Here is a 26,045-nt window from a genome sequence, read left to right as displayed (position 1 = left end):
ATGAAGGGAACTTCACGCGGGCAGCCGGTACCCCATCCCGCGTACCGTCTCTACCCGCTCGGCGCCCAGCTTCTTGCGCAGCGCCCGTACGTAGACGTCCACGATGTTGGAGCCGGGGTCGAAGTCGTACCCCCAGACGTGGGAGAGGATCTGCTCGCGCGAGAGGACCTGCCCCGGGTGGCGCAGGAACAGCTCCAGCAGCACGAACTCCCGGGCGGTCAGGTCCACCAGCCGGTCGCCCGCACGTGCCCGGCGGGTCCGCAGGTCGAGCGTCAGCCCGTCGCAGCGCAGCACCGTCACCTCGGGTGCCCGCGCCGCCGTGCGCAGCCGCAGCCGTACCCGGGCGAGCAGTTCCTCGAAGCGGAACGGTTTGGTCATCCAGTCGTCCGCGCCGCCCTCCAGCCCCGCCACCGTGTCGCGTACGGAGTCGCGTGCGGTGAGCACGATGACCGGCACGGTGACCCGGGCCTCGCGCAGCTCCCGCAGCACGGTGAAGCCGTCCCGCCCCGGCAGCCCGATGTCGAGCACCATCAGGTCGAAGCCGCCGGTGAGCGCGTACTCGTACGCCTCGTCGCCGTCGCCGACGACCGTGGTGGTGAAGCCGTTGGCGCGCAGGCCCTTCTCGACGAACGAGGCGATCCGCTCCTCGTCCTCGACGATGAGTATCCGCTTCAACTGCCCGCCCCGTTCCTCTCCGTGTTCTTCTCGGCGTTCTCGATCTCCAGGACGAAGGTGGCTCCGCCGCCCTCGGTGTCGTGCAGCCGGACCCGGCCCCGGTGCCCCTCGGCGATCGCGCGGACGATCGCCAGGCCGAGCCCGGCCCCGCTGGTACGTGCCCCGCGGCGGGCCGTACCGCGCCGGAACCGATCGAAGATCACCTCGGCGTCCTGCGGCTGTACGCCCGGGCCCGAGTCGGCGACGTACAGCTCGATGCGGCGGCCCGCGGCGCGTGAGCCGATCCGGATCGTCTGCCCCTGCGTGGTGTGCTGCACGGCGTTCTGCGCGAGCTGCACCATCGCCTGCGTGATGCGCTGCGGGTCAAGCCGGGCCTCGCGGTCGGCGACCCCGTCCAGTTCCCAGCGGCGCTCGCCCAGCGTACGGGCCTTGACGAAGACGTCCGCCGTGAGTTCGGCGAGCTGCACCGGTTCGGGGCGGACGAAGTCGGGCCGCTCGGCCTTGGCGAGGAGCAGCAGGTCCTCGACGATCCGGCTCATCCGGTCCAGCTCGTCGGTGACCAGCCGTACGGTCTCCTCGCGCTCGGCCGGGTCGTCACCCATCAGCTCCAGGTGGCCGCGGACGATGGTGATGGGGGTGCGCAGTTCGTGTCCCGCGTCGTCGACGAACTCGCGCTGCGCGGCGAAGGCGCGCTCCAGGCGGTCCAGCATCCCGTTGAACGTGTCGGCCAGGGCGGCGATGTCGTCCCGCCCCTGCACGGGGATCCGCCGGGTCAGGTCCTGCTCGGTGAGCTGGGCCGCGGCGGTGCGCACCACCCGTACGGGCTTGAGTATGCGGCCGGCGACGGCCCAGCCGATGCCGGTCGTCATCAGCAGCGCGACCCCCGAGATGGCGAGCAGGATCCGGAACACCTCGTCGGCCTTGGCGCGTTCGCGTTCCGGGTGGAAGGCGACGACGAAGGCGGCCTCGGGGCTGCCGCCGTGCCGGGCGACGTCGACCTTGGCCCAGCGGATCTCGCCGGCCGGGCGGCGCAGGGTGCCGGTCGGCCCCTTCGAGGCGAAGATGGCCCGGCGGGCCGCGGCGTCGTCGCGCAGCGGCCGCCCGGTGGGGATGTCGCGCGGCTGGACCAGCTTCGCGGGGTCGCGGCCCGCCCGGCGGACCAGGCCGATCAGTTCCTCGTCGGCATCGGCGTACTGCCGCTCCAGGAAGACCCGGAGCAGCCGGTCGGGTTCGGTGAACCTGCGGCCGGTCTCCGGGTCGAAGCCCTGCTCCTCGAAGTGGGCGAACTCGCCGGCCTCCTGCGCGAGCAGCCGGGTGATCCGGTGCTCCACGTCGCGCAGCAGGATGGAACGGGTGGTGGCGGCCACGGCGGTGAGCGCGACGGCCATCACCACCAGCAGCCAGAGCAGGATGCGGACCCGGGCGGATATGCGCCTGCGCGGCGCCGGTTCATCCGTCGTCACGGTCTCCGGCACCGTGGTCGTCACCGTCGTCGGAGGAGTCGTCGGCGCCGTCATCGGAGGCGTCGCCGGACGGCCCGTCGGAGGCGTTCCCTGAGCTGTCGTCGCTCACCGGGGGCCGCGGGACCACCTCGTCGCTGGGCGCGGGGCCGGGGCGCGTCGGGCCGGCCGACGGGGAGCCGCTGTCCAGCTCGACCTTCGGGGGAACCTTGGGGGATTCCGGGCTGTCGGTGAGGGCGTAGCTGGTCGCCGCGATACCGAGCGGTATCGCCACGACCGCGGCGAGCGCCGCCATGCGTTGCGAGAAGGCCATGGCGACGAGCCTGGGGGGCGTACCGCACCGTCACGATGAGCCGGAGATGAAGAAGTCTTCATCCCGCGAGTCCGTCCCCCGGGCGCGGGACGGCCACCGGCACCCGGGCGCGCGCGGGACGCGCACGGGTGCCGCGGGCCGGGACGCCTGTACCGCAGCCGCCACTCAGATGTCCCGGAAGATCTCGATCTGGGCGCCCAGGGAGTTCAGGCGTTCGGCGAGGTCTTCGTAGCCGCGGTTGATGACGTAGACGTTGCGGAGGACGGAGGTGCCCTCGGCGGCCATCATGGCCAGGAGGACGACGACGGCGGGGCGGAGGGCCGGCGGGCACATCATCTCCGCCGAACGCCAGCGGGTCGGGCCGTCGACCAGGACGCGGTGCGGGTCGAGCAGCTTGACCTGCGCGCCGAGACGGTTGAGGTCCGTCAGGTAGATCGCGCGGTTGTCGTAGACCCAGTCGTGGATCAGGGTCTGGCCCTGGGCGCTGGCCGCGATCGCCGCGAAGAACGGCACGTTGTCGATGTTCAGGCCCGGGAACGGCATCGGGTGGATCTTGTCGATCGGGGCGCTGAGCTTGGACGGACGAACCGTCAGGTCGATCAGGCGGGTGCGGCCGTTGTCGGCGGTGTACTCCGCGCTGCGCTCGTGGTCCAGGCCCATCTCCTCCAGGACCGCGAGCTCGATCTCCAGGAACTCGACGGGGACGCGGCGGATCGTCAGCTCGGACTCGGTGACGACCGCGGCGGCCAGCAGGCTCATCGCCTCGACCGGGTCCTCCGACGGCGCGTAGTCCACGTCGCGTTCGATGTGCGCGACGCCGTGCACGGTGAGGGTGGTGGTGCCGATGCCCTCGACCCGTACGCCCAGCTGCTCCAGGAAGAAGCAGAGGTCCTGGACCATGTAGTTCGAGGAGGCGTTGCGGATGACCGTGACGCCGTCGTGCCGGGCGGCGGCGAGCAGCGCGTTCTCGGTCACGGTGTCGCCGCGCTCGGTCAGCACGATCGCGCGCTTCGGGGCCACGGACCGGTCGACGTGCGCGTGGTACGTGCCCTCGGTGGCGGTGACCTCCAGACCGAAGTGGCGCAGGGCGGTCATGTGCGGGGTGACCGTACGGGTACCGAGGTCGCAGCCGCCCGCGTACGGGATCTTGAAGTGCTCCATGCGGTGCAGCAGCGGACCCAGGAACATGATGACGCTGCGGGTGCGCCGCGCCGCCTCGGTGTCCATGGCGTCCAGGTCCAGCTCGGCCGGCGGCACGATCTCCAGGTCGTTGCCGTCGTTGATCCAGCGGGTGCGGACGCCGATGGAGCCGAGGACTTCGAGGATGCGGTAGACCTCCTCGATGCGGGCGACGCGACGGAGCGTGGTGCGGCCGGCGTTGAGCAGCGTCGCGCAGAGCAAGGCCACGCAGGCGTTCTTGCTCGTCTTGACGTCGATGCTGCCGGACAGCCGCCTGCCGCCGACGACGCGGAGATGCATGGGTCCTGCGTACCCCAGGGAGACGATTTCACTGTCGAGCGCTTCGCCGATTCGGGCGATCATCTCAAGGCTGATGTTCTGGTTGCCGCGCTCGATGCGGTTCACCGCGCTCTGGCTGGTGCCGAGCGCCTCCGCCAGCTGCGTCTGCGTCCAGCCCCGGTGTTGGCGGGCATCACGGATGAGCTTGCCGATGCGTACGAGGTAGTCGTCTGCCATGAGGAAAACGGTATCTCAGATATGAGATGGATGTTCAATCGCCTATTGTTCTACTACTATGCGAACAATAGGCCGTACGGCGGTAGCGACAGAAGCGTCGCGACGGCTGCGGACGGACCGGAGGGGGAGCCGGAAATGGCCGGAGACTGGGGCATTACCGCAGGACAGCGAGGTGGCGGGGCGGGTGCGCGCGGGCGGCCGAACGTCCGCCGGGTGATCGTCGCGGCGGCACCCTTTCCGGTGGCCGCCGCAATCGTCGCAACGGCGTACGCGCGCCTCGCCGAACGGCTGCCCGAGACGCTGGCCACGCACTTCCGTGCCGACGGCCGCGCCGACGGCTTCTCCTCGGCCGGCGGCTTCCTCTCCGTCGCGCTCGGCACGCTCCTCGTATGCGGTGCGCTTTTCGGGATTCTTGTCCTCGCGCCGGCCGCCGGTCGGCGTACGAATGCCGTGCGGAGCGGGGCGGACGGGGGTCGTGCGGACGGCGTACGGAGCGCGGACCCGCGCCGTGCGACCGTCCGGGTGACGCCGCCGCGCTCCGGGCTCGGCGGGGCCCGCGCCTTCATCACGCTCGGTTACGGCCTCGCCGGCCTGCTCGGGTACGCCTTCGCGGCCACGCTGTACGCCAACGCCGCGACCGACGGCGACAGCGCCGCGGCGGGCCTCCCGCTCTGGCAGCTCGCCGCGGCCCTGGGGGCGGGCGTGGTGGCCGCCGCGCTCGGCCGGCTGCTGGCCGGCAAGGACACGCCGCTGCCCGACGACGGCGCCGGCGGCGACGCGCCCCGCCTCGCCCTCGCCGCCTCCGAGGTCGCGGGCTGGTCCCGGACGGTCACCTCGCCGCTCCTGTACGGCCTGGGGGCGGCGCTGCTCCTCGCGGGCCTGATCACGGGCCCGGCCGCCGGCTGGTCCGTGACACCGGGCCTGTTCGTCGGCGGACTGCTGGTCCTCGCGCTCGCGGGGCTGCGGGTGACCGCCGACCGGCACGGCCTCACCGTCACCCCGCCGCTCCTCCCGTACCCCCGGATGCGCATCCCGCTGGCCCGCATCCGGGAGGCCGACAGCCGGGAGATCGCCGCGCTGCGCGAGTTCGGCGGCTGGGGCTACCGGATGCGGCCGGGCGGCAGCGGGTTCGTCCTCCGCTCCGGCGAGGCGCTGTCGCTGCGGCTGGCGAGCGGAAAGGAGTTCGTGGTGACGGTCGGCGACGCGGCGACCGCCGCGGCCCTGCTCAACACCCTCGTCGACCGCTCGGGCGCCGACGGTACCGGCCACGCCCGCGGCCCGGAGGGGCCCGCGAAGGGTGCGGGCGACCCGGAGGGGCCCGCGAAGGGTGCGGGCGACCCGGAGGGCGGCGCCTGATGCTCGTCCGTATCGACCCGGCCTCCGCCGTGCCCCTGGGCGACCAGATCGCCGCGTCCGTACGGGGCGCGATAGCCGACGGCTCGGTGCACGCGGGGGAGCGGCTGCCCGCCGCCCGTACCCTCGCCGTCTCCCTCGGCGTCAACGTCCACACCGTCCTCCGCGGCTACCAGCGCCTGAAGGAGGAGGGCCTGATCGAACTGCGCCGCGGCCGCGGTGCGGTGGTGACCGGCGCCGCCTCCCCGGCCCGCGTCCGCCTCACCGACGCCGCCGCGGGCCTGATCACCCAGGCCCGCGCCCTCGGCCTCTCGGACGACGAGATCGTCACCCTGGTCCGCACGAATCTGAGCAGGTCGCTGGGCACCGGCTGAGCCCCGCCGGACCGACGCGACCGCGTACGTCATCGCCTCTGCGTCCACCGCCCTTGCATCTGCCGCCTCTGTACCTACTGGTATGTATGCTGACCGCATGACCCCAGTGACCAGGCCGGAGGGCGCGCCGGACGGCCGCGCGAGCGCCACCGCGAGCAGCGCCGCCGAACGCCTCATCGAGAGCACCCGCGAACTGCTGTGGGAGCGCGGCTACGTCGGCACCAGCCCCAAGGCGATCCTCCAGCGCGCCAACGCGGGCCAGGGCAGCATGTACCACCACTTCAGTGGCAAGCCGGACCTCGCGCTGGCCGCCATCCGCCGGACCGCAGAGGAGATGCGGGCCGAGGTGGCGCGGCTGCTCGACGGGCCCGGCACGGCGCTGGACCGGGTCGGCGCGTACCTGCGCCGCGAGCGCGACGCCCTCAAGGGCTGTCCGGTCGGGCGGCTCACCCAGGATCCGGACGTGATGGCCGACCCGGCGCTGCGCGCGCCGGTCGACGAGACCTTCGACTGGCTGCGCGGCCGTCTCACGGAGGTGCTGGCCGAGGGCCGCGCGCGGGGTGAGCTGGACGCGGGGCTGGATCCGGAGGCGACGGCCGCGAGCGTGGTCGCGGTGGTGCAGGGCGGCTACGTGCTCGCCCGCGCCGCCGGTTCGCCGGCCGCCTTCGACCAGGCCGTCACCGGCGTGCTCGGCCTGATCGAAGGCCACGCGGCCGCCGGGAGCCGCTGATGTACGCCGCGCAGTACGGGATCACCCTGCCCGCCGACTACGACATGGGCGTCATCCGCGAGCGGGTGGCGGCCAGTGGGCATCTGCTCGACGACCGCGCCGGGCTGGCCCTGAAGGCGTACCTGGTCCGCGAGCGCGGTGTGTACGGCTCGCCGGTCAACCAGTACGCGCCGTTCTACCTCTGGCAGGACACGGGCGCGATGGGCCGTTTCCTCCTCGGCGGGGGCGGCTTCCAGAACATCGTGCGCGACTTCGGCCGCCCCGCCGTACGGCACTGGACGGGCGCCGCCGTCGTGGCCGGCCCGGCGCGCGGCACGCCCCCGCGCACCGCCTCCCGCCGTCTCACCCCGATCCCGGCCGACCTCGGCCCGGACCCCGACGGCCTGGCCCTCGGCCGCCTCCTGGAAGCGGAGACCGAAGCCCTCCGGGAGCTGGCGCGGCACCCCGCCGTCCACACCGCGGCCCTCGCCGTCGACCCCCACCACTGGACCCTGCTCCGCTTCGTCCTCCGAACGGACGCAGCGCCCGAGGCCGATGACGGCAGCGGGGACAGCACCGAGCGCTACGAGGTCCTGCACCTCTCGGCCCCGCAGCTCTCCGCCCTCCCGGCAGGGCTGGTGTGACGGTGACATATGCGGTTGTCCCCGGGCGAGCGGAGCGAAGCGGACATCGGGCGGGCAGGGCATGACCGCACGGCAGCGATGTACTAGAGTTATCTCGACATCGAGATATCTGCCGAGAGGCGTACCGCTGCCGCGCTAGTAAGGCTCACCTAACTAAGCCTTACCTTAGCTGATGTGCTGGGGCCGGCGACGGCAGGATCGTGGTGGTACGCGCGAATTCATGCATGAAGGAGACTGTCGTGTCGGCGAACAGCTTCGACGCCCGCAGCACCCTGCAGGTGGGCGACGAGTCGTACGAGATCTTCCGGCTGGACAAGGTGGAGGGCGCCGCCCGCCTGCCGTACAGCCTGAAGGTCCTGCTGGAGAACCTGCTCCGTACCGAGGACGGCGCGAACATCACCGCCGACCACATCCGGGCGCTGGGCAGCTGGGACTCCCAGGCGCAGCCCAGCCAGGAGATCCAGTTCACGCCGGCTCGCGTGATCATGCAGGACTTCACCGGCGTGCCCTGCGTCGTGGACCTCGCCACCATGCGTGAGGCCGTGAAGGAGCTCGGCGGCGACGCCGACAAGATCAACCCGCTGGCCCCGGCCGAGCTGGTCATTGACCACTCCGTCATCGCCGACAAGTTCGGCACCAACGACGCGTTCGCGCAGAACGTCGAGCTGGAGTACGGCCGCAACAAGGAGCGCTACCAGTTCCTGCGCTGGGGCCAGACCGCGTTCGACGAGTTCAAGGTCGTCCCGCCCGGCACCGGCATCGTCCACCAGGTGAACATCGAGCACCTGGCCCGTACGGTCATGATCCGCAACGGTCAGGCCTACCCCGACACCCTCGTCGGCACCGACTCGCACACCACGATGGTCAACGGCCTGGGCGTCCTGGGCTGGGGCGTCGGCGGCATCGAGGCCGAGGCCGCGATGCTCGGCCAGCCGGTCTCCATGCTGATCCCGCGCGTGGTCGGCTTCAAGCTGACCGGTGAGCTGCAGCCCGGCACCACCGCCACCGACCTGGTCCTCACGATCACCGAGATGCTGCGCAAGCACGGCGTCGTCGGCAAGTTCGTCGAGTTCTACGGTGAGGGCGTCGCCGCCACCTCGCTCGCGAACCGCGCCACCATCGGCAACATGTCGCCGGAGTTCGGCTCCACCGCCGCGATCTTCCCGATCGACGACGAGACCCTGAACTACCTCAAGCTCACCGGCCGCTCCGAGCAGCAGGTCGCGCTGGTCGAGGCGTACGCCAAGGAGCAGGGCCTCTGGCTCGACCCGGCCGCCGAGCCCGACTTCTCCGAGAAGCTGGAGCTGGACCTCTCGACGGTCGTCCCGTCGATCGCCGGCCCGAAGCGCCCGCAGGACCGCATCGTCCTGGCCAACGCCGCCGAGCAGTTCGCCGTCGACGTGCGCAACTACGTCGCGGACGACGAGGAGGCGGGCAAGGAGTCCTTCCCGGCCTCCGACGCGCCGGCCGTCCACAATGGCGTGCCCAGCAAGCCGACCCAGGTCGTCGCCGCCGACGGCTCGACCTACGAGATCGACCACGGCGCCGTGACCGTCGCCGCGATCACCTCCTGCACCAACACCTCGAACCCCTACGTCATGGTCGCCGCGGCGCTCGTGGCCAAGAAGGCGGTCGAGAAGGGCCTGACCCGCAAGCCCTGGGTCAAGACCACCCTGGCCCCCGGCTCGAAGGTCGTCACCGACTACTTCGACAAGTCCGGCCTGACCCCGTACCTGGACAAGCTGGGCTTCAACCTGGTCGGCTACGGCTGCACCACCTGCATCGGCAACTCCGGCCCGCTGGACGAGGAGATCTCCAAGGCGGTCAACGAGGCCGACCTCGCCGTCACCTCGGTGCTCTCCGGCAACCGCAACTTCGAGGGCCGGATCAACCCCGACGTCAAGATGAACTACCTGGCGTCCCCGCCGCTGGTCGTCGCGTACGCCATCGCCGGGTCGATGAAGGTGAACATCACCGAGGAGGCGCTGGGCGCCGACCAGGACGGCAACCCGGTCTACCTCAAGGACATCTGGCCCAGCGAGGCCGAGGTCAACGACGTCGTGGCGAACGCCATCGGCGAGGACATGTTCAACAAGTCCTACTCCGACGTCTTCGCGGGCGACGCCCAGTGGCAGGCCCTGTCGATCCCGACCGGCAACACCTTCGAGTGGGACGCCGAGTCCACCTACGTCCGTAAGCCCCCGTACTTCGAGGGCATGACGATGGAGACCACCCCGGTCGAGGACATCGCCGGCGCCCGCGTGCTGGCCAAGCTGGGCGACTCGGTCACCACCGACCACATCTCCCCGGCCGGTGCGATCAAGGCCGACACCCCGGCCGGCAAGTACCTCACCGAGCACGGCGTCGAGCGTCGCGACTTCAACTCCTACGGCTCCCGCCGTGGTAACCACGAGGTCATGATCCGCGGCACCTTCGCCAACATCCGCCTGCGCAACCAGATCGCGCCGGGCACCGAGGGCGGCTTCACGCGTGACTTCACGCAGGAGGACGGCCCGGTCTCCTTCATCTACGACGCGTCGCAGAACTACCAGGCCGCCGGCATCCCGCTGGTCATCCTGGCCGGCAAGGAGTACGGCTCCGGCTCCTCCCGCGACTGGGCCGCCAAGGGCACCGCGCTGCTCGGCGTCAAGGCCGTCATCGCCGAGTCCTACGAGCGCATCCACCGCTCGAACCTGATCGGCATGGGCGTCCTGCCCCTGCAGTTCCCCGAGGGCGCCACCGCCCAGTCCCTGGGCCTGACCGGCGAGGAGACCTTCTCCATCACCGGCATCACCGCCCTGAACGACGGCGGCATCCCGGAGACCGTGAAGGTGAAGGCCGCCCGCGGCGGAGCCGCTGATGGTGACAGTGTGGAGTTCGACGCCAAGGTCCGCATCGACACCCCCGGCGAGGCCGACTACTACCGCAACGGCGGCATCATGCAGTACGTGCTGCGCTCGCTCATCCGCAAGTAAGCGCGGCGCCGCACGCGCGCACCGGCTGCCCGTAGCAGCCTGAAGGGCCGCACCCCGCTCCCGGGGTGCGGCCCTTCGCGCGTGCGCTGCCCGCCGCCGGCGCGGCCGTCCCGGAAGGCGCAACGGGGTGGGGCCGGACGGGGGGTCCGCTCGGCCGGGAGGGTGGTGTACGGGGCGGGGAGGATGGGGTGCTGTCGTTCCGAGGTAGATCTTCGCTCGTCCATATTCCCTGCTTGTAGGAGAAGCGCATGCGCAAGACCATCGGCCGCTCCGTGGCGGCGGCGGTGCTCGCGGCAGTCACCATCGTTCCGGTCGCGGGCGTTGCCCAGGCCGCCCCGAAGGCCCCGGCCGCCATGTCCTGGAAGGACAAGTGCGACTGCAAGAAGGGCCACCACCACGACGATGACGACTGGGGCCGTTGGGGTCACTGGGGCGGTGGCCTGCTCTCCGACCTGCTGAGGATCCTCCTCTGACGCGATGTCGGATGCGCTCGGGGCCGTACCTCCTGGAGGAAGGGGTACGGCCCCGAATGCTGTGGCGGAGCGGGTCAGGAGATCAGCTCCACCTCCGCGAGGGTGGCCCGGCCGGACGGGACCAGGCGGTAGTGCCGGTACGTGCCCGGGTGGTCCACCGCGAAGACGCGGGTCTGCTTGTCCCACGTGAAGGACTCGGCGGAGCGGCGGTCGACGGTGGTCCACCGCTCGCCGTCACGCGAGCCCTGGAGCGTCCAGCCGCCCGGCGCCGCGGCCTTCGCCGACGAGGTCAGCGTGTACGAGGTGACGCGCGCGGACTTCGTGAGGTCGGCGGCGGCCGTCTCGAAGGACGCCTCGGTGTCCGAGGTGTTGTCGAAGAGCGCCGAGCCGCCCGGTGAGGTCACGTCACCGGCCGGGGCCGGCACCTTGTCGTCCTTGGTGAGCGAGGTGGGCCCTGCGTTCTTGCCGGTGCCCCAGCGGGACGGCTCCGGGCCCATGGTGAAGTCGAGCGTGCCGCCGCGGGCCAGGACCGAGTGGGGGAGCGCCGTGGAGTTCCACGTCTTCCCGTTGACCTTCACGCCCTGCACGTAGATGTTGCGCGCGCTGTTTTTCGGGGCCTTGATGACCAGGTCGCGGCCGTTCTCCAGGTGGACCGTGGCCTTGGTGAAGAGCGGGGAGCCGATGGCGTACTCGGGCGCTCCCATCACCAGCGGGTAGAAGCCGAGGGCGCTGAAGACGTACCAGGCCGACATCTCGCCGTTGTCCTCGTCGCCCGGGTACCCCTGGCCGATCTCGCTGCCCAGGTAGAGCCGGGAGAGGACCTCGCGGACCTTCTCCTGGGTCTTCCACGGCTGCCCCGCCGCGTCGTAGGCGTACGCGATGTGGTGCGACGGCTGGTTGCTGTGGCCGTACATGCCCATCCGGGTGTCGCGGGCCTCGGTCATCTCGTGGATCACGCCGCCGTAGCTGCCGGCGAACTCCTTGCCGCCGGTCTCGGGCGTCGAGAAGTACGTGTCGAGCTTCTTCGCCAGGCCCGCGCGGCCGCCGTAGAGGTTGGCGAGCCCCTTCAGGTCCTGCGGGGCCGTGAAGGCGAAGGACCAGCCGTTGGTCTCGGTGTAGTCGTTGCCCCAGACGCGCGGGTCGTACTTGTCGGGCGACAGCCGCCAGTTGCCCTTCTCGTCCTTGCCCTGGAAGAAGCCGACCTTGTCGTCGAAGAGCTTCACGTAGTCCCGGGCGCGGTTGAGGAAGTACGCCGACTCCTCCTTGTACCGAGTCTCGTAGGTCTTCTTGTAGAGCGCCTGGCCCATGCGGGCGATGCCGGAGTCGTTCAGGTAGCCCTCCAGCGCCCAGGAGAGGCCCTCCTTGGTCTTCGTCGAGGTGTAGCCGAGGAAGGGGGAGGTCTCCATGCCCTTGCGGCCGACGCCGGGGCTGGGCGGCGCGACCGTGGCGTTCTTCAGCGCCGCCTCGTACGCCGCCTTCGCGTCGAAGTCCACGCCCTTGCCGTAGGCGTCGGCGAAGGCCACGTCGGAGCTGGTGCCGGTCATCAGGTCGGCGTAGCCGGGGGAGGACCAGCGGGAGATCCAGCCGCCGTCCTTGTACTGCTGCACGAACCCGTCGGCCAGTTCGCCGGCCCGCTTCGGGGTGAGGAAGGAGTACGCGGGCCAGGTGGTCCGGTAGGTGTCCCAGAAGCCGTTGTTGACGTGCACCTGGCCGTCGACGATCTTCGACCCGGTGTGCGTCGGGGTGTCGGGGCCGGTCTGCGGGGAGAAGGGGCTGGCGTAGCGGACCTTGCCGTCCACCTTCTCGGAGCCGGAGTTGGGGTACAGGTAGAGCCGGTAGAGGTTGGAGTAGAGCGTGGTGAGCTGGTCCCGGCTCGCGCCCTCGACCTCGATGCGGCCGAGGATGCCGTCCCACTGTGCGCGGGCCCGGTCCCGTACGGACGTGAACGAGGCGTCCTCCGCGATCTCCTGGCCGAGATTCGCCTTCGCCTGGTCGACGCTGATGAGGGAGGTGGCGATGCGCATGGTGACGGTGCGGTCGGCGCCGGGCTCGAACCGCAGGTAGCCGGTGACGTCGGGGCCGCCGCCCCCGGAGAGCTTGCCGCCGCCGGTGACCGGGGCGTCGAAGACCGCGTACACGAACATCCGGGTGGCGCCGGTGGAGAGGCCGCTCTTGACGTCGGAGAAGCCGCTGACCACGCCCTTGTCGGTGTCGAGCGTGAGCCCGCCCTTGTTGTTGACGTTGTCGAAGATCAGGCTCGCGTCGTCACCCGGGAAGGTGAACTTCATCATCGCGGCGTGGTCGGCGGGAGCGATCTCGGTCTTCAGCCCGTTGTCGAAGGTGACGCCGTAGTAGTGGGGCTTGGCCGTCTCGCGGGAGTGGTGGAAGGGGAGCGCGCGGGCGGTGCGGGAGGCGTCGGGGGTGCCGGCCGCGGTGGACGGCATCACCTGGAAGGTCTGCCGGTCGCCCATCCAGGGGCTGGGTTCGTGGCTGGCGCCGAAGGCCTGGAGGGTGGGGAGGTTGTCGGAGTTGTTCTTGCGCGCGTATTCGTAGAGCCAGTCCTGGGAGCCGGCGTTGGTCACCGGCGTCCAGAAGTTGAAGCCGTTGGGCACGGCGGTCGCGGGGAAGGTGTTGCCGCGCGAGAAGCTGCCGCTGGAGTTCGTGCCGCGGACGGTCGAGGCGTAGTCGGCGACGTGGGCCAGCGGCTTCTCGGGCTGCTTCTCCCGCACGCTGACGTCGTCCAGCCAGCCGCGGAAGGAGGCCGGACCCTTCGGGGAGTCGTACGCGATCAGGATCCGGTCGATCGTCCTGCCGTTCGCGACCTGCCCGATCCGCGAGGCGACGTGGTTCCACTGGTTCACGTACAGGCCCTTGGCGGCGCCCTGGCCCTGCGGGGTGAGGGCGAAGCCGTGCTGGTCGACGGCGTGCAGGTCGCTGAGGTAGCTGCCGTCCGTGAAGGCGAGGTCCACGGCCACGTTCGTGGCGGCGTAGTCGCGGTCGCCGTCGGCCATGGACGGGAAGACGCGGTAGGAGAGTTCGGTGTCGCGCCGGACGTCGACGTTCACGTCGAAGACCTTGTTGTACGAGTAGCCGTGGCCGTCGGCCGTGTGCGTCCCGGCGTAGCGCAGGGCGCGGGTGCCGGTGAAGCCGGCCCGGGCCTTGGCGGTCGGCGAGCCGCTCGGGCCGCGGTCGACGAGGGAGAGCATGTCGCCGGGGGCGGGGGTGTCGTCGCCGCCCACCGACAGCTGGACCTCGGCGAGTTGCAGCGCGTCGTCGGCGCCGTTGTTCGCGGTCACTTCGAGGCGATAGTGCGCGTAGTCGCCCGCGTCGCCGAGGTCGTACGTCCTGGTCTGATGGCGCTCCGGGAACGACTGGTCCGCCCGGCTGTCGAGGACCTTCCAGTCCTTGCCGTCCGTGGACCCCTTGAGGGTCCAGTCCGCGGGGTCGCGCTCGGCGTGGTCATTGGCCGAAGTCAGTGCGTAGGTGACGGCCTTGACGCTCTTGTCGAGGTCGAACTCCACCCAGCCGGTGGGCTCGAAGGTGAGCCATTTGCTGCCCGGGTCGCCGTCGGCGAGGTTCTCCTTCACCTCGCCGCCGCCGGTGTTCTCCGCACTGGCCCGGACGTCGGTGACATGGTCCGTGACATTGCCCGGGATGCCGGAGCTGTACCCGCCGTTGACGCCGGCGGCCTTCTTCCTGCCGTCCGGGCCGGTCTCCACGGTGTTCAGCCAGTCCGGCGCGGCGTCGCGTTCCTCGAAGGAGGAGCTGAACGCCCGGTCGGTACGGGCTGCCGCGTCCGGCTTCGCGACGGCCGCGCCCTGGCCCGCCACGACGAGGGCGAAGGAGAGCGCTCCGGTCATCGCCACGGCCGCCGGCCGGCGTCTGTGTCGAGGTCTGTGCCCCATCCGCGTGGTGCCTCCCTACGAGTTGGACAACGTTGTCAGCGTGCTCGCAAAGGACCAGTAGGGCGGCAAGCGGCAAGGAGTGTCAAGGGCGACGGCCGGGAAACGGCCCCTCAGGCGGGCGCGGACGCCGGGGAGAAGAAGCTCACCATGTCGACGTACTCCTGGTGCGGCGCGTCGTCAGCGGCGAGCCAGTCGCCCGGACCCACCCGCTCCTCCCACGCGCGGTGCGCCGCGGTGACGGCCTCGACGAAGTCCCTGGCCAGCTGCCCGGCTTCGAACAGGTCCTGGTCAGGGGACTGCGAGCTGGCCCCGACGATCTGCCCGCGCACCTCGGCGGAGTGCCCGTAGCGGAAGCCGGCGCTGCCGCACAGATGGGTGTCGACGAGGACCGCCTCGCCGTAGTTGCGTCCGAGCCGCCGGTGGCCGGCGGCCTTGGCGGCCGCGTTGGGCAGGAAGCGGTGGGCGTCCTCGCCGATGGTGATCACGCCGAGCACCGCGGCCTCGTTGGGTGTCCAGGGGCCGGCCGTGGGGTCCAGGAGGACGAAGCCCATGGCCGCGCGGGGGTAGGTGCCGAGGGGTGCGGCGGACGGATCGGCGGTGTGGTGGCGGTGGATGCTCGCCGCGCGCTTCCGCCCGAGCTCCAGCAGGAGCGCGTCGAGCCGGTCGCCGTCGAAGAGGTAGTCGTAGGGGTTCCGGCGATGCCGGGCGCGCACCGTCAGCCCGTGCTCCGGGACCGTCTCCTGAACGCTCATTGTCGTCTCCTCCGATGGTGTACCGGCCATGATCGCAACGACAGGGCGTGCGGGCCGTCGCAGATCATAGAGCGGGATCCGCCCGCTGCCCCGGGAAAGCCCGGAATTCCTCCCGGAGCGCGGGCCGTTACCCATTACGCAAGGACACTGAATAATTGTCACGAAGGCGGGCGCCCTCGAATTTCCGCTGGTCGGTGCGGTGTTCCGGCGGAAAGCGGAAGCGCCGATAGAAATACTTGACCGGCGGGACGGCCGCCCCTTAGATTGCTCGGCGCTGCGAAGAACGAAGGTCGAACGGGGGGCGATCGGATCATGGGTGTTCAGGGATCATCATGATTTTCCTGCTGCCGAGTACGTGGAGTAACTGACTCCGTATTCGTGCCCCGACCGCATCGGGCATCAGTCGTTCCGCCCGTTTCCCGGTTCGCGTTCAAGCATTACCGAGATCATCACAGATTCGGCGTGGTCGCCTTTCTCTGTCGACGTTTCCGCCCTGCCCGGGCTGAATGCGGCATGCCGTGCGACCGCTCATGGGGAAGGGTTCGGCATGACAGTGAGCGCTCATCTCGAAGTGGCGCAGGTGTTCCGGCAGGACGGCTTCGCCGCCACCGGACCGCTGCTCTCCGCGGACGAGGTCGAGATGTACCGGGACATCTACGACCGCTTTCTGAGCGGCGAGATAGAGAGCGGGGACAAGCGCTCCGACCTCGGCTCCCACGTTCCGCGCCGGGACGGCGTGCGGGAGAACATCACCCAGATCATGTGGCCCTCCGCGCTCCACAAGCCGCTGCTGGACCTCCCGCTGCACAGCCGGGCGCTGGCGGTGGCCCGCGAACTCATCGGCGACGACGCCGAGCTGGACTTCGACATGCTGATCCACAAGGACCCGCACACCGGAGTCCCGACGCCCTGGCACCAGGACGCCGCCTACTGGATCGACCTCCCCGACACCCGTGCGGTCACCGTGTGGGTGGCGCTCGACGAGGCCGTCCTCGACAGCGGCTGCATGTGGTACGTCAAGGGCTCGCACCGGCAGCCGCTGCGCCCGCACCGCCCGACCAGCGACGGCAAGAACATCGAGACCGACTGCGCCGAGGACGAGCCCGGTGCCACCGCGGTCCCCGTGTCGGCGGGCGAAGGGGTCGCGCACGACGGCCACACCCTGCACTACTCCCGCGGCAACACCACGGACGGGGTGCGCCGCGCCTACATCCTCAACTACCGCCCCGCCGGGATGATCCGGCTCGAACGCGAGCGGGGCGCGGACCACGGCCTGCAGGAGAACGTGCGCAAGGTGCGCAACACCGACGCCACCACTGCCGGCTGACCGTCCGCCGACCGCCCCGACCACGCCTGTGAGGTAATGCCATGGATTCCCCCCGTCGACCGGTGACGCTGAGCGGTGCCGTGATGGCGCATCCCAAGCGCCTGAAGGAGGCCCGGCTCCTCGCCGAGGCCGACCCGGAGGGCCGGATACGGGTCACCACCGACCCCGAGCCGGAAGGGCGGCCGACGGCGCTGCGCACCGCGCTCGTCTCCTGGGGCTGCGTCGCGCCGGACGCCACCCACCACCTGGTGCTCCAGGACGACGTCCTGCTGGCCGACGGGTTCTACGAGCAGGTCGAGCGCGTCGCGTCGCGGGTCCCGGACGAGGCCGTCTCCTTCTACGCCGGATGGGAGGCGCGCAACGGCGCCGTGGCCCGTCTCGCGGCGCTGACCGGCTCCCCGTGGGCGTACACCCTCCAGGAGCACGTGCCCTGCCAGGCGCTGATGCTGCCCGCCGACGTCGCCCGCGGGTACGTGCGCTTCCAGGAGGAGCACGGCGAGGGCTGGCCCTACGACGTCGTGATGCAGCAGTACCTCAACTCCCTCGGCATCCCCGTGCGGTTCACCACGCCCAGCACGGTGCAGCACGACGAGGTGCCCAGCATCGCCGGCAACAGCTACCACGGCTTCCGCCAGGCGACGCTCTTCGCCGACCGGGCCGAGGAGCCGGCGACGTACGACTGCCCGCGCTTCCCGGTCGTCCCCTTCTACCAGTACGGCGACGCCCGGTGCGCGGTGCGGCGCGGCACGGAGTGGGAGTACCTGGAGACGGAGCGGTACCTGCGGCGCGAGGGGCTGCTCGACCAGTGCCGTACGGCTTACGCGGCGGCCGGACCGGGCGCGCTGCCCGAGCGGGTGACCCGGGCCGTGTGGGCGACGGGCTTCGCGCTCGGCGTCGTCACCGCCGGGGCGCCGGAGCCCGACCCGGCGGTGGCGGCCGCGGTGCTGGAGACGCTGGTGCCGGGCGGCCTGTGCGAGGAGTACACCGCCGCCGAACTGCTCGCCATGGCTCCTGTGGCACGGGACCTGGCCCTGGCGGCGCTGGCGGAGGGACGCCGCGCCGAGTCGCGCCCCGTGGCCCCGGAGCCCGGCGCCGCCCGCCTCGCCGTCACCGGTGGCGACGCCCGCTTCGGTGGTCAACTGGCGCGGCTGCTGGGCGACCTGGGCCACCGCGCGGAATACGTGCCGGGCGTGCCGGACGCCGGGGACCTGGACGGTGTCCCGTGCGTGGTCCACCTGGGCTCCCCGGCCGACGCCGACCTGACCGACGCGGTGCTGACGGCGGCGGGCAAGGCGGGGGTGGCGCGGTTCGTCCTCGCCGGCTCGGCGGCCGTCTACCGCGGCAGCCCCGAAGGGCCCGTGCCGGAGACGGCGCTCGCCGGGCCGCCGGCCGACCCCGTCGCCCTGGGCTGGTGGCAGGAGGAGGAGCGCTGCCGCCAGTGGGGCGAGCGGACCGGGACCCCGGTCCAGGTGCTGCGCCTCGCCGCGCCGGTCGGGCCGCACGCGCCCGCCGGCAGCGCCCCCGTCGAGTGGGTCCACCTGGCGTGGACCCGCCACTCGCTCACCCTGAACGAGCGGCGGGCGCACCAGATCCTGGACTACCGGGACATGGCCGACGCGATCGGCGCCGTCCTCGCCGCCCCGGCCGACCGGCCGGTCCTCAACGTGGCCTCGGCGACGTACACCGAGGAGGAGCTGGCCGACCTGGTCTCCGACGTCTCGCGCCGTACGCCCCGGGAGGAGAGCCGGGAGCCCGGAGCGGAGCGGTGGACCATGTCGACGGACCTGATCACGGCCGAACTCGGCTGGCGCCCCGCCGCGTCGGTCTTCGAGGGCATGCGCGCCATGGCCCAGTGGTACGCCTGCGACATCCACGGCGACTACGACGTCCCGTAGCCGCCCGCTGCCGGCCGCGTACGCGCGAGAACCCCGCGTACGCGGCCGCGCGCCGCACACCCACCCCACGCTCACCGACTTCTCAAGGAGTACCGCATGTCCGGTATCGCCGGCCTGGTCGACTTCTCCCGCAACGTGGCCCCCGACCGGGACACCGTGCAGGCCATGACGGCCACGCTGGCCCGCCGCGGCCCGGCCGGCGAGGGCCTGTGGCTGTCGGGGCACGCAGCGCTCGGCCACCGGCGGCGGTCCGCGGCCGTACCCGAGGGCGGCGCGCTGCCGCTCGTCGTGCCGGACGGTTCGGGGCCGCGCGCGGTACTCACCCTCAACGGCGAGGTCTTCAACGCGCGCGAGCTGCGGAGCAGACTCCGCTCGCTCGGCCACGACCTCAGGACCGGGACCGACGCCGAGGCCGTCGCGCACGCCTACCTCGAATGGGGCGCCGACTGCGTCACGCGCATCGAGGGCACCTACGCCTTCGCGCTCTGGGACGTACGCCGCGAGGAACTTCTCCTGGTCCGGGACCGGATGGGGGTGAAGCCGCTGTTCTACGCGATCACGCCCGCCGGCGTGCTCTTCGGCTCCGAGCCGAAGGCGATCCTCGCCCACCCGGACTTCACCCCCGTCGTCGACGCCGACGGCCTCCGCGACATCCTCTCCGTCGCCCGGGTGCCGGGCCACGCGATCTTCCGCGGCATGCACGAGGTCCGCCCCGGCCACACGGTGCGGGTGACCCGGGCCGGCACGGTCGAACGACGGTACTGGGGACTGCGGATCGCCGACCACCACGACAGCCTGGACGCGACCGTCGACGCCGTCCGCGGCCTCCTCGAAACCGTCGTCACCGAGCAGATGGCGGGCGACACGCCGCCCTGCGCCCTGCTCTCCGGCGGCCTGGACTCCAGCACCCTCACCGCCCTGGAGGCCAAGGTGGCCGGGGAGCAGGGCCTTGGCCCGGTCCGCTCCCTCGCGGTCAACGACCACGACCCCCGCCGGCCCGCCGGTGAACAGGGCAACGACGACCACCTCTATGCCCGGCAGCTGGCCGAGCACGTCGGCACCGACCACGGCGAGATCTCCCTGAAGGACCTGGACCTGCTCGACCCGGAGCTGCGCGCCTCCGTCCTCGCCGCCTACGACGTGCCCCTGAACAAGGGCGACCAGTACGCCTCGCTGCACCTGCTGTTCCGCGCCGCGCGGGAGCACGCCGCCGTCGCCTTCTCCGGGGAGTGCGGCGACGACGTCTTCGGCGGGTACAACTGGAACCGGCTGCCCGAATGGATCGCCACCTCCACCTTCCCGTGGGTCGCGGAGGGCAGGCCGCGCTTCCGGGGCAATGCCGCCGTCTTCGACGCGGGCCTGCTCACCAAGCTCGACCTGGCCGGGTACGAGCACGACTGCCACCGGGACGCCGTCGCGGAGATCGCGGCGGACCGGCTCGACGACGCGGACGAGGCCCGCTACCGGGAGGTCACGTACCTGGCGCACACCCGCCACTCCCGGGTCCTCTTCGACCGCCTGGACCGCCTCGGCATGGCGTCCGGGCTGGACATCAGGGTCCCGTTCGCCGACCACCGCCTGGTCGAGTACACCTTCAACATCCCCCGGGCCATGAAGGGCTTCGACGGGCGGGAGAAGAGCCTGCTGCGCGCGGCGATGAAGGACCTGCTCCCCGAGCCGGTCGCCATGCGGGTCAAGACCCCCTACCCCAACCTCCGGGACACCGGCTACGACCGGGTGCTCCGGGACCGGCTGGTGGCCGTCGTCCGGTCCCCCGAGAGCCCGGTCGGCCCGCTGCTCTCCGCCGATCTCGCGGCGGCGGTGGCCCGGGGCGGGGCCGCGGCCCTGACGGACGGGGTGAGCCGGGCGGTGCTGGAGACGGCGCTGCAGCTGGACAGCTGGCTGCGGACCTACGGGGTGCGGGTGGACCTCTGAGCGGTCCGACGCCTCCGTAACGGAACGATCGAAGGAAGCCGCATGGTTCTGTCCGGCGCAGCGCCGTCCCGTCTGTGGACCCGGAACTTCAGTCTCTATTTCATCGCCCGCATCGCGTCGATGCTGGGCGACGCGATGCTCCCGGTCGCGCTGTCGGTCGCGATGCTCGCGCTCGGGTACGGGGTGAGCGCGGTCGGGTTCGCGCTCGGCGCCTGGATGGGCGCGTTCGCGCTCTTCGTCGTGTTCGGCGGGGTGATCGCGGACCGGTTCCACCCCCGGCCGCAGATGATCGCGGCCGACGCGGCGCGGTTCCTGCTCATGGGCGCGCTCGCCGCCTACTTCCTGCTCGGGCACCCGCCGCTGTGGTTCGTGGTGGGCGTGGCCCTGTTGGGCGGAACCGCGACCGCGATGTTCCAGCCGGGCGTCACCAGCCTGGTGCCCCAGGTCGCGGCCGACCCGCAGCAGGCCAACGGCGTGCTGCGGGTGGCCCAGGGGATGTCCACGATGGCGGGGCCCGCGCTGTCCGGGGCGCTCGTCGCGACCACCTCGGCGGCCGTGGCGTTCGCCGTCACCGCGGGGACCTTCGCGGTCAGCGGGCTGTGCCTGGTGGCGCTGCGGCTGCCGCGCTTCGTGGTGGACCGGTCGGCCTCCACGCTGGAGAACCTGCTGACCGGCTGGCACGAGTTCCGGTCCCGGTCCTGGTTGTGGGCGGTCATCCTCATCTGGTGGATGCTGGGCATGTTCGTCTGGGGCCCCATCACCCCGCTGGGCGCGGCCTCCATCACGGAGGCGCACGGCAGCGCCGCGTTCGGCTACGCGGAGGGGGCGTTCGGCGCCGGCTGCGTCCTCGGCGGCGTCATCGCGATCCGGGTCCGCCCGTCCCGGCCGCTCTTCGGCGGCGGAATCGCGATGTTCCTGTTCCCGCTGATGCCGCTCGCGGCGTCCCTGGTACCGGCCCAGCCGCTGCTCATGCTCGGGTACGGGATCAGCGGCGTCGGCTGGGCGTTCTGGGGCGTCCAGTGGGCCACCACCATGCAGACCCAGATCCCCGAGGACCGGCTCAACCGGGTGTCCGCCTACGAGATCGCGGGTTCGATCCTGGCCGTCCCGCTCGGGCAGATGATCGCGGGCCCCGCGAGCACCGTCGTCGGCGTCCACCGGATGCTGATGGTCGCCACGGTGATCGGCTTCTGCTGCGCCGCGGCGCTGATCGCCGTCACCCCCGTCCGCCGCCTCCCGCGCGCCCCCGAGCGCACGGTGCCGGCGGCCGGCTCTCCCTCCCTCGACCCGACCGTCACATGAATCGAGGCTCGTCCATGCGGTACCGCACCACGGTGATCGGCAGCGGCTATCTCGGCATCACCCACGCCGCGTGCATGGCCGAACTGGGCCATGACGTCCTGGCCCTGGACGTCGACGCGGACAAGGTGAGACGGCTCAACGACGGCGAGCTGCCCATCCACGAGAAGGGGCTCGGCGAGCTGCTGCGCCGGGGGCTGGCCACCGGGAAGCTGCGGTTCACCACCTCCTACCGGGAGGCCGCCGACTTCGGCGACGTGCACTTCCTGTGCCTCGGCACGCCGCAGCGCGCCGACGGGTACGCGGCCGACGTGTCGCAGCTCGACGCGGCCGTCGACGCGCTGGCCCCGCACCTGACGCGGACGTGCCTGGTCGTCGGCAAGTCGACCGTGCCCGTCGGCACGGCCGAGCGGCTCGCCGGCCGACTGCGGGGGCTCGCGCCCGCCGGTGACCGGGCCGACCTGGCGTGGAACCCCGAGTTCCTGCGCGAGGGCTTCGCGGTGGCGGACACCCTCACCCCGGACCGCATCGTCCTCGGCGTCCGCACCCCGTACGCCGAGCGGGTGCTGCGCGCGTTCTACGCGCCGCTCGGCGAGGTCCCCGTCGTGGTCACCGACTTCGCCACCGCCGAGCTGGTCAAGGTGGCCGCGAACTCCTTCCTGGCCACGAAGATCTCGTACATCAACGCCATGGCCGAGGTGTGCGAGGCGGCCGGTGCGGACGTGGTGCGGCTCGCGGAGGCGCTGTCCCACGACGACCGCATCGGCGGGCGCTTCCTCAGCGCGGGGCTCGGCTTCGGCGGCGGCTGCCTGCCCAAGGACATCCGTGCCTTCATGGCCCGCGCCGGCGAACTGGGCGCCGGAGAGGCGCTGTCGTTCCTCCGCGAGATCGACGCGATCAACCTCCGCCGCCGGGACCGGGTGGTGGAACTCGCCCGCGACCTCGTCGGCGGCTCGTTCGACGGCCGTACCGTGGCCGTCCTCGGGGCGGCCTTCAAGCCGGACTCCGACGACATCCGCGACTCGCCCGCCCTGCACGTGGCCAGGGAGATCCAGCAGCGGGGCGGCCTGGTGTCCGTGTACGACCCGGTCGCGCTGGACAACGCGCGCAAGGCGTACCCGGAGCTGGGCTTCGCCACCTCGGCGACGGAGGCGGCCCGCGGGGCGCGGGTGGTGCTGCTGCTCACCGAGTGGCAGGAGTTCGTGCGGCTGGATCCGGCGGAGCTGGGCGCGGTGGTGGCGGGGCGCGGGATCGTCGACGGGCGCAATGTGCTCGACCCGGCCGTGTGGCGGCGGGCCGGGTGGCAGTACCGGGCGCCGGGCCGCCCCTGACGGACGGGCCGCCCCTGCGGACGGAGCGTCGGGGATGCACGGTTGGTCCGGAGGTCTCAACTCGGAAAAGACCGGCGCCCAAACCTGCTTTCGATCTTGCCCGATTCGTGTGGAGAGGACTATACCTGTCGGCGTCAGCATCGCCGTTCGGCCGGATGCTGGCCCGTGGCGGGAGGGGCCGGGCGAACGCCCGGGCTGCGAAAAGGACTTGAGTGTCCTCCCATGCCGTCACGCTCACTACAGGCTGAGCGCCACAGCAGCACCGTACGACCCCAGCTTCACACCACCGCGGTGCCGGGGAGGGTCCGGTTCACCGCCTGAGTCCCGGAGAGAGCGAGGACTTGAGCATGGGATCCACCAGCCTCAACCGTCGTGACGTGATGAAGAGGGCGGCGGCGGCAGGCATCCTCACGGTGCCCGCGGTCGGCGCTCTCAGTTCGTGCGCCAGCGCCGGCGGTGATGAGAACCGGGCCGAAAAGGGTAAGAAGAGCAAGGACAACCCGCTCGGCGTGAAGGCGGACGCGGGCCTCGCGGTCTACATCTTCAACGGCGGCTACGGCGACAAGTACGCGCAGTACGTGACCGACATGTACGCGGAGAAGTACCCCAAGGCCAAGCCGGTGCAGAAGGCCACGGAGCGCATCGCGACGCAGGTGCAGCCGAAGATCATCAGAGGCAATCCGACGGCAGACGTGATCAACAACTCCGGCGCCGACGACATGAACATCGGCAAGCTCGTGAAGAACGAGCAGGTGGCCGATCTCACCGAGCTGCTCGACGCCCCGTCGTGGGACGACCCGAGCGTCAAGGTCCGGGACACCCTCGTCGCCGGCATGGAGAAGATGGGCAGCTTCGGCACCGACGGCTGCTACCAGCTGAACATCGCCATGACGGTGTACGGCAACTGGTACTCCAAGCGGCTCCTGAACGACGAGCTGGAGATGGAGTACCCGAAGACCTGGGACGAGATGCTGGCCGTCTGCCGCAAGGCCAAGACCAAGGGCATCCACGGCTGGAGCTACCCGGGCGGCCACGCCCGCTACATGCTCTTCAGCATGTACGCGATGTTCGCGCAGGCCGGCGGGCGCGAGGTCATCGAGGCGATGGACTACCTGGAGCCGAACGCCTGGAAGCACGACGCGGTGAAGTCCGTCCTGGAGGCGTTCGAGGAGCTGGTCGCCAAGAAGTACGTGCTCAGCGGCTTCGACGGCCAGGACGCGCACACCGAGATGCAGACCGCCTGGACCAAGGGCAAGTGCGTCTTCATCCCCGACGGCTCCTGGGTGGAGAGCGAGGCCAAGGACACCGTGCCGAAAGGCTTCGGCATGACCGTCGGCGCCACCCCCTCGCTCGACAAGAGCGACAAGCTGCCGTTCGGCACGCTCTACGCCCCGCCGGGCGAGCCCTTCCTCGTACCGGCCAAGGCCAGGAACGTCCAGGGCGGCATGGAGTGGCTCCGGATGATGTACAGCAAGAAGGCCGCGCAGAACTTCTTCAAGGAGGTCTCGTCGATCCCCGCGCTCAAGGGCGCGATCGACGGCATGGACCTGCCGCCCGGCGTCGACAGCGCCCAGCAGGCCATCACGGCGGCCGGCGACAACATCGTCATCCCGTACTTCAAGGAGTGGTACGAGGAGCTGTTCGAGAACGACTTCGACGGCGCCATGGCCAGGTTCATGGTGGGTGACATGTCGGTGAAGGGCGTGATGGACACCATGCAGAAGGCGTCCGACCGCGTGGCCAAGGACCCCGACATCAGCAAGGTCAAGAAGGCCTGACGACACCGCGACGGCGGCGTGGCACGGGCACGACCGAGTACGGCACGGACCAGTACGGAGCACGGGTACCACAGATCTGAAGCGGGGCGGCGTGATCGCACAAGCACGGGTGGACAAGTCTCCGCCCTCCACGACGAGTGACCACCGGACGCACGACGTCGCCGCACCGGGGCGGCTCGCCTTTCTCGCGGCGGTCTTCCTGCCGCCCCGGTTCACGCCTCAGAGCGTGCGGAACGACCGGAGATACCGCACGCTCGACAAGTACCGCTTCATCGCCGGCTTCCTGGTCCTGCCACTCGTCTTCTACGCGATATTCGTCGTCTCGCCGTTCATCCAGGCGATCTACTACTCGTTCACCGACTGGTCCGGCGGGCCGGTGGCGAACTTCATCGGGCTCGGCAACTTCGAGAAGATGTGGCACGACGAGCGGTTCTGGGACTCGCTGACCACCAGCCTCTCGCTGCTCGTCATCGCCCCGCTCATCACCCTCGTCCTGGGCATGTTCTTCGCCTACATGCTCACGGCGGGCGGCCGGCACCGCAGGGGACAGGCCGTCGCGGGCGTCGCGGGATCCGCGTTCTACAAGGTCGTCTACTTCTTCCCGCAGGTCCTCTCCGTCGCCATCATCGCCGTCGTCTGGGGACGGGTATTCAGCACCAACAGCGGCCTGCTCAACGGCGCGCTGAAGAGCGCGGGCGTGGCCGGCCCCGCCTGGCTGGGCGGGAACCACACCCTCGCCCTCATCGCGGTGCTCACCGTGCTGTCCTGGAGCTTCGTCGGCTTCTACGTCGTGCTGTTCTCCGCGGCGATGGGCGCGATCCCCAAGGACATCTACGAAGCCGCGCTGCTGGACGGCGCGGGCCGGTCCCGGACCTTCTTCCACGTCACGCTCCCGCTGATCTACGACACGGTGCGGACCAGCTGGATCTACATGGGCATCCAGGCCCTCGACTCGTTCGCCATCGTCCTCGTCATGGTGCCGGGGAACGCCCTGAAGGTGACCCCGGTCTTCCTCTACGAGCGTTTCCGTGACGGCCAGTTCGGCTATGCCACCTCCATCGGTGTCGTGCTCCTCGTCCTCAGCGTGGTGTTCTCCCTGATCATCATGAGGCTCGGGAACCGCGACCGGATCGAATACTGACCGCGGGAGCC

General features: G+C 71.2%; 19 protein-coding genes. 13 read left to right on the top strand and 6 right to left on the bottom strand.

From position 1 onward, the window contains the following. Positions 1–12 precede the first annotated feature (12 nt). From ABZ840_RS35640 to ABZ840_RS35625, 4 genes are all read right to left on the bottom strand, one after another. The gene (locus ABZ840_RS35640) at positions 13–675 is read right to left on the bottom strand and encodes a response regulator transcription factor (RefSeq protein WP_361567550.1); all 663 of its coding nucleotides are present in this window, start codon (positions 673–675) and stop codon (positions 13–15) included. Next, entirely contained in the window at positions 672–2,138 is a 1,467-nt protein-coding gene (locus tag ABZ840_RS35635) for an ATP-binding protein (protein ID WP_361567548.1), read from the bottom strand. Before ABZ840_RS35635 ends, ABZ840_RS35640 begins: the two co-directional genes overlap by 4 nt. After that, entirely contained in the window at positions 2,125–2,448 is a 324-nt protein-coding gene (locus tag ABZ840_RS35630; RefSeq protein WP_361567546.1) for a small secreted hydrophilic protein, read from the bottom strand. The genes ABZ840_RS35635 and ABZ840_RS35630 overlap by 14 nt, the downstream gene beginning before the upstream one ends. A gap of 165 nt (positions 2,449–2,613) precedes the next feature. After that, positions 2,614–4,143 carry a UDP-N-acetylglucosamine 1-carboxyvinyltransferase gene (locus ABZ840_RS35625; RefSeq protein WP_361567544.1) on the bottom strand — a complete coding sequence of 510 codons (1,530 nt, stop codon included), beginning with the start codon at positions 4,141–4,143 and terminating at the stop codon, positions 2,614–2,616. 240 nt (positions 4,144–4,383) lie between these two features. On the opposite strand from ABZ840_RS35625, the gene ABZ840_RS35620 reads away from it, so the two are divergent. From ABZ840_RS35620 to ABZ840_RS35595, 6 genes are all read left to right on the top strand, one after another. Further along, positions 4,384–5,499 (top strand): DUF1648 domain-containing protein, encoded by a 1,116-nt coding sequence (locus ABZ840_RS35620; protein ID WP_361567542.1) that lies wholly within the window; start codon positions 4,384–4,386, stop codon positions 5,497–5,499. Continuing rightward, positions 5,499–5,870 (top strand): GntR family transcriptional regulator, encoded by a 372-nt coding sequence (locus tag ABZ840_RS35615; RefSeq protein ID WP_361567540.1) that lies wholly within the window; start codon positions 5,499–5,501, stop codon positions 5,868–5,870. Before ABZ840_RS35620 ends, ABZ840_RS35615 begins: the two co-directional genes overlap by 1 nt. Positions 5,871–5,967: 97 nt before the next feature. Continuing rightward, a complete protein-coding gene (locus ABZ840_RS35610; RefSeq protein ID WP_361567538.1) occupies positions 5,968–6,600 on the top strand; it encodes a TetR/AcrR family transcriptional regulator in 633 nt (210 codons plus the stop codon). Beyond that, positions 6,600–7,223 (top strand): DUF4865 family protein, encoded by a 624-nt coding sequence (locus ABZ840_RS35605; protein ID WP_361567537.1) that lies wholly within the window; start codon positions 6,600–6,602, stop codon positions 7,221–7,223. The genes ABZ840_RS35610 and ABZ840_RS35605 overlap by 1 nt, the downstream gene beginning before the upstream one ends. Positions 7,224–7,462: 239 nt before the next feature. Then, positions 7,463–10,198 (top strand): aconitate hydratase AcnA, encoded by a 2,736-nt coding sequence (gene acnA, locus ABZ840_RS35600; RefSeq protein WP_361567536.1) that lies wholly within the window; start codon positions 7,463–7,465, stop codon positions 10,196–10,198. Between the two features lie 248 nt (positions 10,199–10,446). Then, entirely contained in the window at positions 10,447–10,671 is a 225-nt protein-coding gene (locus ABZ840_RS35595) for a hypothetical protein (RefSeq protein WP_361567534.1), read from the top strand. A 74-nt stretch (positions 10,672–10,745) separates the two neighbouring features. Here ABZ840_RS35595 and ABZ840_RS35590 read toward each other — a convergent pair whose 3' ends face one another. After that, complete coding sequence (locus ABZ840_RS35590; protein ID WP_361567532.1) at positions 10,746–14,576, bottom strand: GH92 family glycosyl hydrolase; 3,831 nt, start codon at positions 14,574–14,576, stop codon at positions 10,746–10,748. Positions 14,577–14,686: 110 nt separating this feature from the next. Further along, entirely contained in the window at positions 14,687–15,328 is a 642-nt protein-coding gene (locus tag ABZ840_RS35585; protein WP_361567529.1) for a hypothetical protein, read from the bottom strand. Positions 15,329–15,875: 547 nt separating this feature from the next. Here ABZ840_RS35585 and ABZ840_RS35580 point away from each other — a divergent pair. From ABZ840_RS35580 to ABZ840_RS35550, 7 genes are all read left to right on the top strand, one after another. Continuing rightward, positions 15,876–16,655 (top strand): phytanoyl-CoA dioxygenase family protein, encoded by a 780-nt coding sequence (locus ABZ840_RS35580; RefSeq protein ID WP_361567527.1) that lies wholly within the window; start codon positions 15,876–15,878, stop codon positions 16,653–16,655. 41 nt (positions 16,656–16,696) lie between these two features. Beyond that, positions 16,697–18,550, top strand: a complete 1,854-nt coding sequence (locus ABZ840_RS35575) for an NAD(P)-dependent oxidoreductase (protein WP_361567524.1) — start codon at positions 16,697–16,699, stop codon at positions 18,548–18,550. A 96-nt stretch (positions 18,551–18,646) separates the two neighbouring features. Then, complete coding sequence (gene asnB / locus ABZ840_RS35570; RefSeq protein WP_361567522.1) at positions 18,647–20,485, top strand: asparagine synthase (glutamine-hydrolyzing); 1,839 nt, start codon at positions 18,647–18,649, stop codon at positions 20,483–20,485. A 42-nt stretch (positions 20,486–20,527) separates the two neighbouring features. Beyond that, positions 20,528–21,787: an MFS transporter gene (locus tag ABZ840_RS35565; RefSeq protein ID WP_361567519.1), complete on the top strand. Its 1,260-nt coding sequence runs from the start codon at positions 20,528–20,530 to the stop codon at positions 21,785–21,787. 14 nt (positions 21,788–21,801) lie between these two features. Then, positions 21,802–23,115: a UDP-glucose/GDP-mannose dehydrogenase family protein gene (locus ABZ840_RS35560; RefSeq protein WP_361567516.1), complete on the top strand. Its 1,314-nt coding sequence runs from the start codon at positions 21,802–21,804 to the stop codon at positions 23,113–23,115. 347 nt (positions 23,116–23,462) lie between these two features. After that, entirely contained in the window at positions 23,463–24,893 is a 1,431-nt protein-coding gene (gene ngcE, locus ABZ840_RS35555) for an N-acetylglucosamine/diacetylchitobiose ABC transporter substrate-binding protein (RefSeq protein ID WP_361567513.1), read from the top strand. Positions 24,894–25,119: 226 nt separating this feature from the next. After that, positions 25,120–26,034, top strand: coding sequence for a sugar ABC transporter permease (locus ABZ840_RS35550; RefSeq protein WP_361567591.1), 915 nt, complete (start codon positions 25,120–25,122; stop codon positions 26,032–26,034). The last annotated feature ends 11 nt before the right edge of the window (positions 26,035–26,045 follow it).

The organism is Streptomyces sp. NPDC047117 (assembly GCF_040643545.1).
GTDB lineage: Bacteria > Actinomycetota > Actinomycetes > Streptomycetales > Streptomycetaceae > Streptomyces.
The sequence above is the reverse complement of the archived record's forward strand: the minus strand, read 5'-3'. Positions and strand labels throughout refer to the sequence as shown.